This window comes from Mesorhizobium sp. 113-3-9, from assembly GCF_016756515.1.
Classification (GTDB): domain Bacteria; phylum Pseudomonadota; class Alphaproteobacteria; order Rhizobiales; family Rhizobiaceae; genus Mesorhizobium.
The window spans coordinates 678,727-694,125 of record NZ_AP023246.1; the positions used below are offsets into that span (position 1 = coordinate 678,727).

A 15,399-nucleotide genomic window follows, 5' to 3' on the forward strand; every position below is an offset into this window, starting at 1 on the left:
GCCCGGCAGCAGACATTGCGGCTCATTGAACGGAGCCTTCGCGTCAGCCTACGAAACGCCTGCTTTGCGCCTCTTGTCAGTCGTTCGGGCATGCATTGCGTGTCCGAGAAGCAGACGTCGAAGCAAAGCGGCGGAGGCCGACGGCATATTGGCGAATCGTCGGGTTCGTCGGTGTGCCAACCTGGGGACGGGCTCAAACCATGTGCGCGACAGGTGCATTAGAAGTTGTTTAAGTCCGCCTGAGCAAGGGCCCCCGTCTCATCGGTGATTTGCCGGGTTTGAGCGGGTCCGCTCAGCCATCGTAAGCCCATGCAATCAAAGAACTGTTTTAAAAGCACTCGATCAAAATGGCCGCTCCACGTCTCCATCATCTCCCCGGCAGCCTCTGGAGTGAAGCCTTTCTTGTATGGCCGAATGGACGTCAAGGCATCGAAAACATCGCAAATCGCGACAATCCGTGCCGCGGCACCGATCTGTCCGTCTTTCAGGCCATCCGGGTAGCCGGACCCGTCCAGCTTTTCGTGATGATGAAGGCAGATTTTTCCCACGATTTCCGGTAACCCCTTCGTCGTCGCCAGGATTGCATATCCCTCGCGCGGATGGGTCTGCATGATTGCCATCTCATCAGCCGTGAGCTTGTCGGCCTTGGTCAGAATGGCGGTCGGGATACGAATCTTTCCGATGTCATGCAGAAGACTGCCAACTGACAGTATCCGGACCAAATTACTGTCAAGCTTGAGATGTCGCGCGAATAAGCCGACAAGAGCACAGACTGCTACTGAATGTTGAAAGCTGATCTCGTCTTTTGTCTTGAGCTTGGTGAGGTTCAAGACGCTTGCCGGGCGAGTGTGCAGGAGCTGGTCGACGACGTCGACAACCGCCTCCACTTGCTGCTGGTCAATGCATGTAGATGAGGCTGCGTTGCTGAAGATCGAGCGGACCATCCCGGTCGCTTTCATCAACGCAGCCTCAGTGTTGGCGGGCGTTGAGCTCTCAATGGGTTTTGGTAGCTCGGCCGTCGAACTGGTCGGCCCGATCCCCTTTGAAAGGTCAATGACAAGCGTCGTTACCGAACTTTCGCGAAGCGCCTGCAGCTCGGCCGGGCTGGATAGTTTGAACTGGCTGGCTGCAAACGGGCTGCGTAGCCATTGCTTGCCGAACCCATGAACAAACATGCCGAGACGGGCTTCATTCTTGTCGATCTGAAGAAGCGTAGAACTGATCATGCAGTGTTCGCCTGGTTAGTCTTGGCTCGAAACCGTCGGAGCGACCAGGTGCTTGGCGGACACCAACGCCTAATGTTGTCCGCGTCGCCGGTGCGCTTACTTCAAGTTATAGCGCATAGCTGCCCGGAAACTACTCTCGCGCGCCTCTCAACCCTCGTCGCCGTTCAATGTTACGGCATGTTCGTAAACTTTCCTTACCCTATCGAGTAGGAGACAAGTTCGTCCCGCAGTTAGCCCGGTACTATACTCGAGAATCCTCGGTTCGATTTTGGTCGCGGCTCTGCCGATTGGCGTAACAGCACGAATAACGAGTTTCGGCTGCTAGCCGCAGCGTGCAGAACGTCCGACAACGAGTCGGCTACAGAATGACAGCTATTGGCCCCAATAGCCGCAAGTCCGGAGACGGCCCCAAAGGTGACGCACCCAACGTCATCCAATGACCCAAAGAGGCATTCGAGCGCCTCCTATAGTTTTTTAGTCTCCGTCGATGCTCGTCAACACAGCTCCACTCAATGGGCGGCGCGCCGTTCGAGCGACCGGGCATATTGCGTCAACGGAAAGCACATGACGAAGAAGATCAGCGCCACCAGCCCATAGACCTTGAACGGTTCGAAGGTCGCGTTGTTGATGGCGTTCGAGGTCCGCACCAGCTCCTCGAAGCCGATGATCGAGGTCAGCGCAGTCGACTTGATCAGCTGCACCAGGAAACCGACCGTCGGCGCGCGGGTGATCGAGAAGGCTTGCGGCAGGATGATCAGCCTGAGTTCCTGCAGATAGTGCAGGCCGAGGCTGGCGCCGGCGTCCCATTGGCCCAACGGCAGCGCGTCTACCCCGGAGCGCCAGATCTCGGCCAGATAGGCGCTGGCAAAGAAGGTGAGGCCGAGCACCGCGGCGGTCCATGGCTCGATGCGCAGACCGAGCATCGGCAGGCCGAAGAACATCAGGAACAGCTGCATCAGAAGCGGCGTTCCCTGGAAAAGGGCGATATAGCCGGAGGCGAGGCGCCGGCTCCATCTATTCTTGGAGATCCGGAAGAACAGCACGACCATTCCGACCAGCGCGCCGCCAACGAAGGCGGCCAGCGACAGCAGCACGGTCCAGCGTGCGGCCAGCAGAAGATTGCGCACGATGTCCCAGAAGGTGAACTCGATCATGACACGCCAGCTCCGAGAGCACGACGCCCGCCGGTGACCAGGAGCCGGCGCAAGGCCATCGACAAAGCGAGATAGACCAGTGTCACGACGAAATAGGTCTCGAAGGACCGGAAGGTCCGCGCCTGCAGCATGTCGGCTTCATAGGTCAGCTCGCGCACCGCGATCTGCGACACCACGGCCGACTCCAGCATCATGATGACGATCTGGCTGGTGAGCGCCGGATAGATCACCTTGAGCGCCTGCGGCAGCACGATCTTGATGAACACCTGACGGGGCCTGAGCCCCAAGGCCAGCGCTGCTTCCGTCTGCCCGAGCGGCACGGCATCAAGCCCGGCGCCGACGATCTCGATCGTGTAGGCCGCCATGTTGAGCGTCATCGCCAGCATGGCGGCCAGGATCGGGTCGAGCCGGATCCCGAGACTCGGCAGCCCGAAGAAGATGAAGAACAGCTGCACCAGGAACGGCGTGTTGCGCATCACCTCGACGTACCAGGCGATGGCCCGGCGAAGCAGCGCGGGGCCGTTTCGCCGTCCCGCCGCGCCCAGGATGCTGAGCAGCGTTCCCGCCAGCGTGGTCACGGCGATCAGCAGGATCGTCGTGGCCGCGCCGTGCGCGATGTCGCCCACGGCACCTGGAAGCCAGCCGAAGGCCATGGGAACTCAATCCTTGAGGTTGTCGGGATTGAGCGGCGTCTTCAGCCAGGCTTTCGAGCTTTCGTCCAGCTTGCCGTCGGCAAGCATCTTGGCGATGGCGTCGTTGACCGCCTTCTTCAACCCGTCCTCATTCTTGTTGAGACCGATATGCGAGGGCGAGGTCAGAAGCTGGAACTTCTGCTCCGGCTTCAGCGCATCCTGCTTGGCCAGCACCTGCGCGCCGACATCGTTGCCGACGACCATCAGCTGGGTCTGGCCGGAGATGAAGGCCTGGATCACCGAATTGTAGTTGTCGAAGCGCTTGATGTCGGCCGAGGCAGGCGCGGCCTCGGTGAGCGAGGTGTCCTCGAGCGTGCCGCGATTGACGGCGATCGACTTGTCGGCGAGGTCTTCCTTGCCCTTGACCGTCATCGCCGCCGGACCGATCACCGCGATGTAATAGGGCGCGTAAGCGGCGGCGAAATCGATGACCTGCTCGCGCTCCTTCGAGTAGCCGACGCTCATCAGGATGTCGACGCGATGGTCGTTCAGGTAGGGGATGCGGTTCTGGCCGGTGACAGGGACCGGATTGAGTTTCACCTTGAGCGTGTCGGCGATGTATTGGGCCACGTCCATGTCATAGCCCTTGAGGCTCATATCGGCGCTGGCCGAGGAGAAGGGCGGGAAGTCCGCGAAGACGCCGACATTGATGGTGCCGGCCTTGGTGATGTCAGCCAGCGCGTCGGCGTTGGCCGCCTGCGTGGCAAAGCCAAGACCGGCAGCACCCAGCATCAGGGCGGCGGCGATGGATGATTTCAGTGTCGAGTGGATTGTCATTGTCATTCCCCTTCTGGAAGCTTTTTGATTGTTGGGTCAGCCGCCGGCTCCAGCGCGGCGGCCGCCTTTTCGTGACGTCCGTCAGGCCCCCTTGCCCGTGATGGCCGGGCTGAACACCATCAGGCTCAGTATCTCGAACAGCACCTGGGCGCCGGCATGCGCCGTGTTGGTGGTGGCGTCATATTGCGGCGCCACCTCGACGACGTCGCCGCCGACGATGTTGAGGCCCTTGAGGCCTCGCAGCAGTTCAAGCACCTCGCGCGTCGTCAGCCCGCCGACTTCCGGCGTGCCGGTGCCGGGCGCGAAGGCCGGATCGACGCTGTCGATGTCGAAGGAGACATAGGTCGGGCCGTCGCCGACGATCTTGCGGGCCTTTTCGATGATGGCGGGGATGCCTAGCCCGGTCACCTCCTCGGCGTGCACCACGGTCATGCCGGACTCGTAGGTGAACTCCCACAGATATTCGGCCGAGCCGCGGATGCCGATCTGGATGGTGCGCGTCGGATCAAGCACGCCGTCGAGCACCGCGTTGCGGAACGGGCCGCCGTGGTGGAACTTGGTCATGTCGAACAGGCCACTGGTGTCGCAATGGGCGTCGATGTGGATCAGGCCGACCGGCGCCTTCTTGCCGACAGCCTTGAGGATCGGATGGCTGATCGAATGGTCGCCGCCGACAGAGAGGGGAAGCACGCCGGCATCGACGATCTGGTTGGTGCGGCGCTCGATGTCCTCATGGCTGATCTCCAGCCGATAGCGGCTGCGGAACGGCGTGTCGCCGATGTCGGCCACCCGAAGCTCATGCGTAGGGGCGCATTCCAGCACGTGGTTGTAGGGGCCGATGCGCTCGATGGCGCGCAGCGCCCTCGGCCCGAAGCGCGAGCCCGGCCGGTTGGTGACACCGAGGTCCATCGGCACGCCGATCATGGCCACCTGCAGGTCGCCGAAATCCGGGTTCTCCGCAGCGATCTCGCGGTAGGGCGCGGCGAGGAAGGTCGGGATGCCGGAATAGGGCGCCAGCCTGGTGCCGCTCTTGGAGAAGATCTTGTCGGCGACCTTGCGGAACTTTGGGTCGAACATCTCGCCGCCATGGCTCTCGCCATATTTGCGACGCAGCGCGTCAAGCTTGCCGCGATCATAGCCCATATCGGTTCCTCCTCGATTGGTGCAGCTTGACCAATGGTGATCTCAGGCGAATTGACCGTCGTCCGGCCGGGTCGCTTGTCCCGCTGGCTGCCTGCAGATTTCACGTCTTGAAGTTGTTCAGGACTGAAGTGTCCGGCAGCCGCCTTGAAAAATCAATTGATATTGTTAGGGTGTTTTCTGTGAGAAAATCTCACAAACTGCCGAGTCCCCTATGGCCAAACGCCTGCCGCCCCTGAACCCGCTGCGCGCCTTCGAGGCGACGGCGCGCCATGGCTCGCTGACCAAGGCGGCAAGTGAGCTGAATGTCACGCATGGCGCCATCAGCCACCAGATCAAGGCGCTGGAGCAGTCGCTCGGGGTCAAGCTGTTCGAGCGTGTCGGCCAGCGGGTCAAGCTGACGCCGCATGGCGCCGAACTTTTGCCGGCTGTATCGACCGCCTTCGACGGCATCGCCGCCGCCACGCAGCGGCTGACGCGCCCGGCCAGCAGCGGCGCGCTTTCGGTGTCCTGCGTGCCGGCATTGCTGCTTTTGTGGATGACGCCGAGGCTTGGCAGCTTCACCGCGCAATATCCCGACATCCAGCTGACGCTCATTCCCTCCAACGACCCCAGGGATATAAGGGCACCGCATATCGATGTCTGCGTCCACTATGGCAATGGCAGCTGGGCCGATTGCTGGATGCGCAAATGGTCGGGGCTGGAACTGTTTCCCGTGGTGAGCCCGACCTTGATCAACAACCGCCCGATCCGCAGCGTCAGGGATCTCGCCGATCATGTCTTCCTGCATGGCGACGACGGCCGCGAATGGCACACCTGGCTGGCGGCCGCCGACGCGCTGGACCTCGAGCGCGGTCGACGCCATCATCTTGGCGATGCCCGCATGGCGACCGAGGCCGCGGTGCACGGCCATGGCGTGGCGCTGGGTGATTCCGTGACGGCAAGCGCGCTGCTGGCCAGGGGCATGCTGATCGCGCCGTTCAGCCTGTCGGTGCCGGCGGTCGATGAATTCTACATCGTCTGCCGCAATGAAATGCGCACAGCGCCGATCGTGCAGGTGTTCATCGACTGGCTGTTCGCCGAGAAGGCCGGGGATGACGGCCGCGCCGATGCTCCTGTCGCCGGCCGCCTCGTCACCCGCCGCAAACGCCCGGCACTCAAGGTGATCGGCGGCAAATCCGCAGGCTGACGGCATACCGTGCACGGCCGCATGCAGGCCGTTCTTTTTGTCGGGCCAGCCTGAAAGCAAGCAGCGTTTTGGTCAATTCGATGCTATGAGGCCTGTCGCGGTTGGATTGCAGGCAGCGAAGGCGGCGTTGAAACATGGCTAAGACCGATATTGCGCGGCGCGTCTACAACCATACCTGGAAGCTCGATCCGATCGTGCGCAGTCTGCTCGACACGGATTTCTACAAGCTTCTGATGCTGCAGATGATCTGGGGCATGTACCCCAAGGTCGAGGCCACCTTCTCGCTGATCAACCGCACCACTTCGGTGCGGCTGGCCGACGATATCGATGAAGGCGAGCTGCGCGAACAACTCGACCATGCCCGCACCTTGCGTTTCTCCAAGAAGGAGATGATCTGGCTGGGCGGCAACAATTTCTATGGCCGCAAGCAGATCTTCGAGCCGGAATTCCTCGCCTGGCTGGAAGGGTTCCGGCTGCCCGACTACGAACTGTCCAGGCGCAATGGACAGTATGAGCTCTCCTTCAGCGGGCCGTGGATGTATACCACGTTGTGGGAAATCCCGGCGCTCGCCATCATCAACGAACTGCGGTCCCGCGCGGCGATGCGGGCCTTCGGGCCCTTCGCCCTCGATGTGCTCTATGCCCGCGCCAAGGCCAAGATGTGGGCCAAGACCGAGCGCCTGAAGGCGCTGCCCGGCATCCGCATTTCCGACTTCGGCACGCGCCGGCGGCATTCCTTCCTGTGGCAGCGCTGGTGTGTCGAGGCGCTCAAGGAAGGTATCGGCGAGGCCTTCACCGGCACCTCCAACGTGCTGCTTGCGATGGACAACGACCTCGAAGCGCTCGGCACCAACGCACACGAATTGCCGATGGTGTTCGCGGCGCTTGCCAATTCGGAGAAGGAGCTGAAACAGGCTCCCTACAAGGTGCTGCAGGACTGGCAGCGCTACTATGGCGGCAATCTGCTGATCGTGCTGCCCGACGCTTTCGGCACCGCCTCCTTCCTGCGCGACGCGCCGGACTGGGTGGCCGACTGGACCGGCTTTCGCCCCGACAGCGCCCCGCCGATCGAAGGCGGCGAAAAAATCCTGTCCTGGTGGCGCGAGAAGGGCAAGGATCCCAAGCAGAAACTGCTGATCTTCTCCGACGGCCTGGAGGTGGAAACCATCGAGGAGACCTACCGCCACTTCGAGGGCAAGGTGCGCATGTCCTTCGGCTGGGGCACCAACCTCACCAATGATTTCGAGGGCTGCGCGCCGACGGAGACCAACAGCCTGGACGCCATATCGCTGGTCTGCAAGGTCACCGAGGCCAATGGCCGGCCGGCGGTGAAGCTTTCCGACAACCCGGCCAAGGCGACCGGCGACGAGAAGGAGATCCAGCGGTATCTCAGGATTTTCGGCGAGAAGGACCGCGTGGAGCAACTGGTCAAGGTGTGAGGGGCGAGCGCTGCTTGAGGCATCGCCATACGAGGCCGCAAAGTTGGATAGGCTGAGTTCCTTCGCCGTGGAGCGCCGTCTTCAAGGATTGGCTTTCGCCATCGCCCTGCTAGCCCTCCTCCCCACTCCCGCCTTCGCCCATGCCTCCGACCGAGGCCACGTCCTGCTCCTGCCGACCGGCTATTACCTCGTCGGTGGCGCGTTCGTCGTGGCCGTCAGCTTCCTCGTGCTGGCGCTGCTGCCGGCGGCTTCCATCGATCGTTTCTGGCGCCGGCGGCTGCCGCTTTTCACCTTCGGCGATAGCGCCCGCGCTTCCCTCAGCCTGATATCCTTTGCCGGCTTTTCAATCCTCGTCACCGCTGGCCTTTTCGGCAGCCGCGACCCGCTCTCCAATCCACTGCCGCTGGTGATCTGGACGCTGTTGTGGGCCGGCCTCACGCTGCTGCAAGGCGCTTTCGGCGACCTCTGGTCATGGCTCAACCCTTGGTATGGACCGTGGCGCCTCGCCTCACGCCTGCGCGGCGCAAGCGACGAGGGGCTGTGGCGCCTTCCCCGATGGATCGGCTGCTGGCCGGCCGTCATCCTGTTCTTCGCCTTTGCCTGGTTCGAGCTCATCGATCCGGCGCCTGACGACCCTGCACGGCTTGCCCTTGTCGCCGGCTTTTATTGGCTGCTCACCTTCCTTGCCATGCTGATGTTCGGCTATCGCGGCTGGAGCCGCAGCGGTGAGTTCCTGACCATCTTCTTCTCCATGGTGGCGCGCTTCGCGCCTGTCGAACGCGACGAGAAGGGCCGGCTTGCGCTGTGCTGGCCAGGCGCCAAGCTTTCGGCAGCAGAGCCCTTGCCAGCCAGCGGCATCGCCTTCCTGCTGCTGGCCCTGTCGTCCGTGTCTTTCGACGGCCTGTCAAAAACCTTCTTTTGGCTTGGCCTCTTCGGCATCAATCCGCTCGAATTCCCAGGCCGCACGGCGGTGATCGGCAGCGGCAGTCTCGGGCTCGTTCTGACATTCGTCCTGCTGGCGGCGGTGTTCCTTTTGGCCGTTGTGCTCGGCCAACGTCTTGCCGGCAGCGGACCGCCGCTCGCCCAGGCAGCCGGGCTGCTGGTCTGGTCGATCGTGCCGATCGCGCTCGCCTACCACGTCGCGCACTATCTGACGGCGCTGCTGGTCGACGGCCAATACGCGCTGGCCGCCCTGTCCGACCCGTTCGCGCTGGGCTGGAACCTGTTCGGCACCGCCGACATGCAGGTCGAGGCCGGCATCGTGGCCGGCGCGGCGTCCGCCTGGTGGCTGTGGAACATCCAGGCTGGTGCCATCATCCTTGGCCATGTGCTCGCCGTCCTCATCGCCCACGGCTTCGCCTGGCGCCTGCATCCGCAGCCCGCCCGCGCCGCGCTCAGCCAGTTTCCGCTCACCCTGCTGATGATCGCCTACACGGTCTTCGGCCTCTGGCTGCTCGCCACGCCGACGGTCGGCTGAGGCATTTGCGCTGGAAAATAAACCGGGATTCCCTTAGGGAACCAGCATTGCCGTGTCCGGACTTTGGTGATTTAGTTTGTACACATGCAATTTTTCGACTTCCGGACATGAGCGGACTTTGCGCTCCTAACGCTGAACAAGGGGAACGGCATATGGACAAGAGCAAGACCTTCAACCTCCCGAAAACCGGTCTCACCCGCCGCACGGCGCTGAAGGGCCTTGCAGCGGGCGCCGGCCTCGCCATGGCGCCCGGCTTCGTCCGCTATTCCCAGGCGCAGAGTTCGGCGCCGATCAAAATCGGCTTCCAGTCGCACCGGACCGGCATCGGTGCCGCCTATGGCCGCTGGTACGAGAAGACCACCGCCGCCGCGGTCAAGGCGATCAACGCCGCCGGCGGCATCAATGGCCGTCAGGTCGAGGTCATCATCGAGGATGACGGCACCGATCCCGGCCGCGGCGCCGAGGTGGTTGGGAAGTTCGCCACCCAGCACAAGACCGATATCGTTTTCGGCACACTGTTTTCGCATGTCGTCATCGGCTCGGCGCCGGCCGCCGGCGAGGCCAAGATCCCTTATTTCGTCGTCAGCGAAGGCCACCACGTCGCCTCGACCAAGCTCAACCGCTACGTCTTCCAGCCCGGCATCACCGACGTGAAAAGCCAGATCCAGTCGATGGCGCCATGGATCGCGGCCAATGCCGGCAAGAAGGTGACGCAGATCTTCCCCGATTTCGCTTTCGGCTACGATCATCGCGACTACCTGCCGCCGGCGCTGAAGGCGCAAGGCGCCGAGGTCATTGCGCAGATCGCCATCCCGCCGACGGAATCCTCCTTCACCAAGTATTTTCCGCAGATCCCGGCCGAGACCGAGGTGATCTACCACGTGATGGTCGGTCCCGCGGTGCTCACCTTCGTCAAGGAACTCGGCGAGTTCTACGGCTCCAACCGGCCGCAGCTGTTCGGCTTCATCGATTCGCTCGAGGCCGTCGACATCAACAGCCCGGGGCTGGAATTCCTCGACGGCAGCCATTTCTGGGAAGGCTCGCCGCGTTATGCCCAGGCCGATGATACCGAGGCGCAGAAAGCCTATCGCGCCGCCGTAGGCATCGACGACAATGGCGCCGCCGTCGGCGACTCGAAGGACGTCTCCACCGCCGCGCACATGTTCGGCTGCTGGGAAACGCTCTACGTCGTCAAGAAGGCGATGGAAGACGCCGGCTACAAGGGTCCGGAAGACCGCGCCAAGCTGGTCGAGGCAACCGAGGCGCTGACCGCCTTCGCCGAAGGCCCGGAGCATCCGCAGGGGCCGAAAACCTTCAACGGCAAGATCCACCAGTGTTTTGGCATCCAGAACATCTCCAAGGTCGAAAGCGGCAAGCTGAAGGTGGTGCACAAGACCAAGATCGAGGACGGGCTCTACGAGGCCGAGGGGGATTACACGACGCAGGCGCTTTGAGGCGTCTTACCCTCCCCCTTGTGGGGAGGGTCGGCGAATAGGGTTCGCGTTCTTGCGAAGCCTATGAGACGGGGTGGGGGCTGCGACGGCCCATGCCCCACCCCCCACCCGACCGCTTCGCGGTCACCCTCCCCACGAGGGGGAGGGTAAGGGCGCCCCTGAATGCACTTCGGACCCCATCTCCTCCTTGCCGCCCTCGAAGGCCTCGTCACCTCCGCCGTGCTGGCGCTGACCGCGCTTGGGCTGTCGCTGGTGTTCGGCGTGATGCGGGTGGTCAATGTCGCGCATGGCGAGTTCTTCATGCTGGGCGCGGTGCTTGCCTGGGCGATCTCGACGGCGATATCGGGTCATCCGGCATTGGGTTTCCTGGCGGCACTGGTGATAGCGCCGCTGATCGTCGGCGCCATCGCGCTGCTCGCCGAGCGGCTGGTGCTGCGCCGGCTCAACTACAATCCGGAAGCCACCATCGTCGCCACCATCGGCATGCTCTACATCATCCAGCAGCTGGCGCTGACCTTCTATGGTCCGGAGGCGCGGCCGGTGGAGCCGCCGTTCAGCTACCGCATCCTTTTGCCGTGGTTCGGCTACTCCAGCTACAAACTGTCGATCATCGCGGCTTCCGCGCTTCTCCTGATCGCCACATGGCTGGTGCTGACACGCACCAAAATCGGCCTCATCATGCGCGCCACGCAGTATGACAGCGAGACGGCGCAGGCCTTCGGCATCCCGGTCGGCCGTGTCTATGGCGGCGTCTTCGCGCTTGGCGCCATGCTGGCGGCGATCGCCGCGGTGCTGATCGTACCTATCAGCCAAGCCCATTATCTGATGGGACAGGACCCGCTGCTGCTCTCCTTCATCGTCGTCATCATCGGCGGCCTCGGCTCGCTGCGCGGCACCGTGGTCGCCGCCGTGCTGATCGGCCTGTCCGATGGCATCATCTCGATGTTCTTCTCGCCGACCCTGGCCAAGATCATCGCCACGCTGCTGGTCGCCATGGTGCTGGTGTTCCGCCCGCAAGGCCTGTTCGGAACGGCATCGCGATGAGCGAAGCTTCGCCGGCAAAGGCCTATGCGCTGCATCTCGGCGTCATCGCCCTGCTCTTCGCGCTGAGCTTCCTTTTGCCGGAGTACTATCACGGCCTGCTTGCCCGCATCATGGTTCTGGCGGTGTTCGCCATGGGCTACAACATGCTGTTCGGCTATGTCGGCCTGCTCAGCCTTGGCCATGCCATGTTCTTCGGCGCCGGGCTTTACGGCGCTGGCCTTGCCATCATCCAGCTTGGCTGGGGCGTGCCACTGGCCTTCCTCAGCGGGATTGCCTGCGGCGCGGTGCTGGCGCTGGCGATCGGCCTTCTTGCACTGCGCACCACGGGTGTCGCCTTCATGATCGTCACCATGATGTTCGCGCAGGTGTTTTATCTCCTCATCCTCTATTTCGCGACGTGGACCGGCGGCGATCAGGGCCAGGTCGTGCCGCAGCCGGCACGCGTCCTCGATTTCGGCGCGACCTCGCTCGACCTCACCAACCCGACCGTGCGCTACATGAGTGCGCTGGCGCTGTTCTCGATCGTGCTGCTGATCACGCTTGCCATCGTCCGCTCCCGATATGGCCGTGTGCTGGTCGCCATCCGCGAGAACGAAGAGCGCACCAAGATGCTGGGCTACGACACCTTCTCCAACAAGCTTGCCGCCGTCGTCATCTCCGGCACCATCTGCTCGGCGTCGGGGGCCGCCTATGCGCTGCTGTTCGGCTATGTCGGCTCGAGCTTCGCCTCGGTGCAATATTCGATCCTGCCGCTGCTGTGGGTCCTGCTCGGGGGTGCCGCCACAACGCTTGGGCCGCTCATCGGCACGGTCTTCATGTACTATGTCATCGACATCACCAGCGGCTACACATCGGCCTATCTGCTGATCGTCGGCATCGCGCTGATCCTGCTGGTTTTGTTTTTCCCAAAGGGCATTCTTGGCACCATCCGCCAACGCTGGCTAAGGTGGCTGCCATGACACCTCTTTTGAGCACCAGGGGCCTGTCGCGCCATTTCGGCGGCCTGCGCGCCGTGGACAATGTCGATTTCACCTTGATGCCAGGCGAGATTCGCGCCGTCATAGGCCCCAACGGAGCCGGCAAGACGACCTTCGTCAGCCTGGTCAGCGGTCGCATCCAGCCGTCTTCGGGAGCGATCATATTCGACGGCGACGACATTACCGGCCTGCCCGCCTATGCCAGAGTGCGCCGGGGCATCGCTTACACCTTCCAGATCACCAGCGTCTTCGCCAATCTCAGCGCCTACGCCAATGTCGCGTTGCCGGTGCAACTCACACTGAGCGATCGCCGGTCGGCAGGCGCGATCAAGGCAGGCGTCATGTCGGCGCTCGAACGCACGGGCCTCGCCGACCGTGCCGATATGCCGGCCGGGCAGTTGTCCTACGGCCACCAACGCCTGCTGGAGGTGGCGATGGGCCTGGCGCTGAAGCCTCGCCTGCTGATCCTCGACGAGCCGACACAAGGGCTGGCCGACAGCGAGATCGACAATTTCATCGCCTTGGTGCGCGAGATCGCCAGGGACGCCACCGTGCTTCTGATCGAGCATAACATGCCCGTGGTTATGCAGTTGGCCCACCGCATCACTGTCTTCAATGCCGGCAGTATCCTGGCGGAAGGCACCCCCGAGGCCATCCGCGAGAACACGGCGGTGCAGGAAGCCTATCTGGGGACCGCCCGATGATTGCGGGCAAGGCGGAAGCGTTGCGGATCGCGGGACTGGACTGCTTCTACGGCGAGATCCAGGTGCTCTACGGCCTCGACCTCGTGCTGAACAAGGGCGAGGTGCTGTGCCTGTTCGGCCGCAACGGCGCCGGCAAGACGACGACGCTGAAGGCGATCATGGGCCTGGTTCCTTCGAGCGCCGGCTCGATCAAGCTCGCCGGCCAGGAATTGACCGGCCTGCCGGCGCATGAAGTGCCGAAGGCAGGCGTCGCCTATGTACCGCAGGGCAGGCGGCTGTTCGCCGAGATGACGGTGGCGGAAAACATCGAGATCGGCCTGATGGCACGCGGCAAGGGCAAGGCCGTGCGCGAAACCGTGCTCGACCTCTTCCCGCTGCTGCGCCAGAGGCTGCGGCAACGTTCGGGCACCTTGTCGGGCGGCGAGCAGCAGATGCTGGCCATGGCGCGGGCGCTCTGCCTCGAGCCGCAAGTGCTCTTGCTCGACGAGCCGACGGAAGGGCTGATGCCGTCGATGATCGCAAAAATCCGCGAGACGGTTTCAACGCTGCGCGACATGGGCGTCTCGACCATCCTGGTTGAGCAGCGGGTCGACGCGGTGCTGTCGGTCGCCGACCGCGTCTCGTTCATCGAGAATGGCCGCAACCGCGAGACGGTCGATGTCGAGGAGCTGCGCGCCGACCCTTCGGCGGTCAGGCGCTATGTCGGCGTTGGTTGATCAGCCGAAAAACACAAAGCCCGCGATCAAGAAAATCGGGATCAGCACCAGACCGGACCACAGCATGTAGCCGAAGAAGCCGGGCATCTCGACGCCGCGCTGCCGGGCGATGGCATAGACCATGAAGTTGGGCGCATTGCCGATATAGGTGTTGGCGCCCATGAACACCGCACCCGCCGAGATCGCCGCCAATGTCGAGGCGAATTCGGTCATCAGATGGCGTGGATCGCCGCCGGCAAGCTCGAAGAACACCAGGTAGGTCGGCGCATTGTCGAGGAAGGACGACAGCGCTCCGGTCAGCCAGAAATAGGCGAGGTCGTTGGGCGTGCCTTGCGCCGAGGTGACGAGCGCGACCAGCGGCGCCAGCGCTCCCTCATGGCCGGCTCTCAAAATGGCGATGACCGGCACGATGCAGATGAAGATGCCGGCAAACAATTTTGCCACTTCCGCGATCGGTCCCCAGTTGAAGCCGTTCGCCTCCCGGTATTCCTTGCGCGAAACCGCCAGCGAGACGAAGGCGAGCGCCAGGATGACGGCGTCGCGCACCAGGTTCTGCAGTTCCAGCGTCACGCCCTGAATGGAGACGCTGACCTCGGGCTTCCATGTCGCCGACAGCAAGATGGCGCCGATGACCCCGCCCAGCAACGGAATGTTTGGCAGGCCGCGGATGCGTATCCTGGAATCCGGTGTCGGGTCCTTGATCTTCGGCGCGCCTGCCTCGCGCCGATGCAGGATGACGTCGATCGCCAGGAACGCCGCCAGCACCAGGCCGCCAACGAACAGCGTTTCCCGATAGAGGTTCGTGGTCGTCCAGAAGAAGTCGACGCCACGCAGGAAGCCGACGAACAGCGGCGGGTCGCCGAGCGGCATCAGCGAGCCGCCGATGTTGGACACCAGGAAGATGAAGAAGACGACGACATGGGCGTTGAACGGCCTGGCGTCGTTGGCGCGGATGATCGGCCGGATCAGGATCATCGAGGCGCCCGTCGTGCCGATGACCGAGGCGAGCAGCGCGCCGACCAGCAGCAGCCCGGCATTGACCAGCGGCGTGCCGTGGATGTTGCCGGCGACCAGAATGCCGCCCGAAATGGTGAACAGCGCAAACAGCAGGATGATGAAGGACATGTATTCGGTGAGCAGCGCGTGCAGCACCGCCTCGGTCGCCGAAGGCAGACCAAAGGCGAGCGCCAAAGGTACGACGACAAATGCGGCCCAAAGCGCCGATATCTTGCCGTAGTGGTGCTCCCAGACATGGTGGAAGAGCAGCGGGCCGGTCGCGATCGACAGCAGCAGCCCGGCAAAGGGCAGTGCCCACCACAGCGACATCGAGGCGCCGGGCAATGCGTGTTCCTCGGCCGCGAGCGCCGCTTCCGGGAACAGCATCGCGACGGCGATGGCGGCACCCGTCAT

At 63.2% G+C, this 15,399-nt stretch carries 14 protein-coding genes; 8 read left to right on the forward strand and 6 right to left on the reverse strand.

What is annotated here, in order from left to right:
- Window positions 1-218 precede the first annotated feature (218 nt).
- From MesoLj_RS03165 to speB, 5 genes are all read right to left on the reverse strand, one after another.
- The gene (locus MesoLj_RS03165) at window positions 219-1,226 is read right to left on the reverse strand and encodes an HD-GYP domain-containing protein (protein WP_202325053.1); all 1,008 of its coding nucleotides are present in this window, start codon (window positions 1,224-1,226) and stop codon (window positions 219-221) included.
- 509 nt (window positions 1,227-1,735) lie between these two features.
- The gene (locus MesoLj_RS03170) at window positions 1,736-2,380 is read right to left on the reverse strand and encodes an amino acid ABC transporter permease (RefSeq protein WP_140770661.1); all 645 of its coding nucleotides are present in this window, start codon (window positions 2,378-2,380) and stop codon (window positions 1,736-1,738) included.
- Window positions 2,377-3,033, reverse strand: coding sequence for an amino acid ABC transporter permease (locus MesoLj_RS03175; RefSeq protein WP_056568479.1), 657 nt, complete (start codon window positions 3,031-3,033; stop codon window positions 2,377-2,379). Before MesoLj_RS03175 ends, MesoLj_RS03170 begins: the two co-directional genes overlap by 4 nt.
- 6 nt (window positions 3,034-3,039) lie before the next feature.
- The gene (locus MesoLj_RS03180) at window positions 3,040-3,849 is read right to left on the reverse strand and encodes a transporter substrate-binding domain-containing protein (RefSeq protein WP_202325054.1); all 810 of its coding nucleotides are present in this window, start codon (window positions 3,847-3,849) and stop codon (window positions 3,040-3,042) included.
- Between the two features lie 81 nt (window positions 3,850-3,930).
- The gene (gene speB, locus MesoLj_RS03185; RefSeq protein WP_140770664.1) at window positions 3,931-4,992 is read right to left on the reverse strand and encodes an agmatinase; all 1,062 of its coding nucleotides are present in this window, start codon (window positions 4,990-4,992) and stop codon (window positions 3,931-3,933) included.
- 211 nt (window positions 4,993-5,203) lie between these two features.
- Here speB and gcvA point away from each other — a divergent pair, with 211 nt between their 5' ends.
- From gcvA to MesoLj_RS03225, 8 genes are all read left to right on the forward strand, one after another.
- Complete coding sequence (gcvA, locus tag MesoLj_RS03190; protein ID WP_140770666.1) at window positions 5,204-6,178, forward strand: transcriptional regulator GcvA; 975 nt, start codon at window positions 5,204-5,206, stop codon at window positions 6,176-6,178.
- Window positions 6,179-6,312: 134 nt separating this feature from the next.
- Window positions 6,313-7,617 (forward strand): nicotinate phosphoribosyltransferase, encoded by a 1,305-nt coding sequence (gene pncB / locus MesoLj_RS03195; RefSeq protein WP_202325055.1) that lies wholly within the window; start codon window positions 6,313-6,315, stop codon window positions 7,615-7,617.
- Window positions 7,618-7,660: 43 nt separating this feature from the next.
- A complete protein-coding gene (locus MesoLj_RS03200; RefSeq protein WP_446720293.1) occupies window positions 7,661-9,094 on the forward strand; it encodes a hypothetical protein in 1,434 nt (477 codons plus the stop codon).
- 152 nt (window positions 9,095-9,246) lie between these two features.
- Complete coding sequence (locus MesoLj_RS03205) at window positions 9,247-10,548, forward strand: ABC transporter substrate-binding protein (protein WP_202325056.1); 1,302 nt, start codon at window positions 9,247-9,249, stop codon at window positions 10,546-10,548.
- Window positions 10,549-10,710: 162 nt separating this feature from the next.
- On the forward strand, window positions 10,711-11,592 hold the full coding sequence (locus MesoLj_RS03210; protein ID WP_202325057.1) for a branched-chain amino acid ABC transporter permease: 882 nt from the start codon (window positions 10,711-10,713) through the stop codon (window positions 11,590-11,592).
- Window positions 11,589-12,551 carry a branched-chain amino acid ABC transporter permease gene (locus MesoLj_RS03215; protein ID WP_202325058.1) on the forward strand — a complete coding sequence of 321 codons (963 nt, stop codon included), beginning with the start codon at window positions 11,589-11,591 and terminating at the stop codon, window positions 12,549-12,551. Before MesoLj_RS03210 ends, MesoLj_RS03215 begins: the two co-directional genes overlap by 4 nt.
- On the forward strand, window positions 12,548-13,273 hold the full coding sequence (locus tag MesoLj_RS03220; RefSeq protein WP_140770677.1) for an ABC transporter ATP-binding protein: 726 nt from the start codon (window positions 12,548-12,550) through the stop codon (window positions 13,271-13,273). Before MesoLj_RS03215 ends, MesoLj_RS03220 begins: the two co-directional genes overlap by 4 nt.
- Window positions 13,270-13,989 (forward strand): ABC transporter ATP-binding protein, encoded by a 720-nt coding sequence (locus MesoLj_RS03225; RefSeq protein ID WP_202325059.1) that lies wholly within the window; start codon window positions 13,270-13,272, stop codon window positions 13,987-13,989. The genes MesoLj_RS03220 and MesoLj_RS03225 overlap by 4 nt, the downstream gene beginning before the upstream one ends.
- Here MesoLj_RS03225 and MesoLj_RS03230 read toward each other — a convergent pair whose 3' ends face one another.
- Window positions 13,990-15,399, reverse strand: a complete 1,410-nt coding sequence (locus MesoLj_RS03230) for a sodium:proton antiporter (protein ID WP_202325060.1) — start codon at window positions 15,397-15,399, stop codon at window positions 13,990-13,992.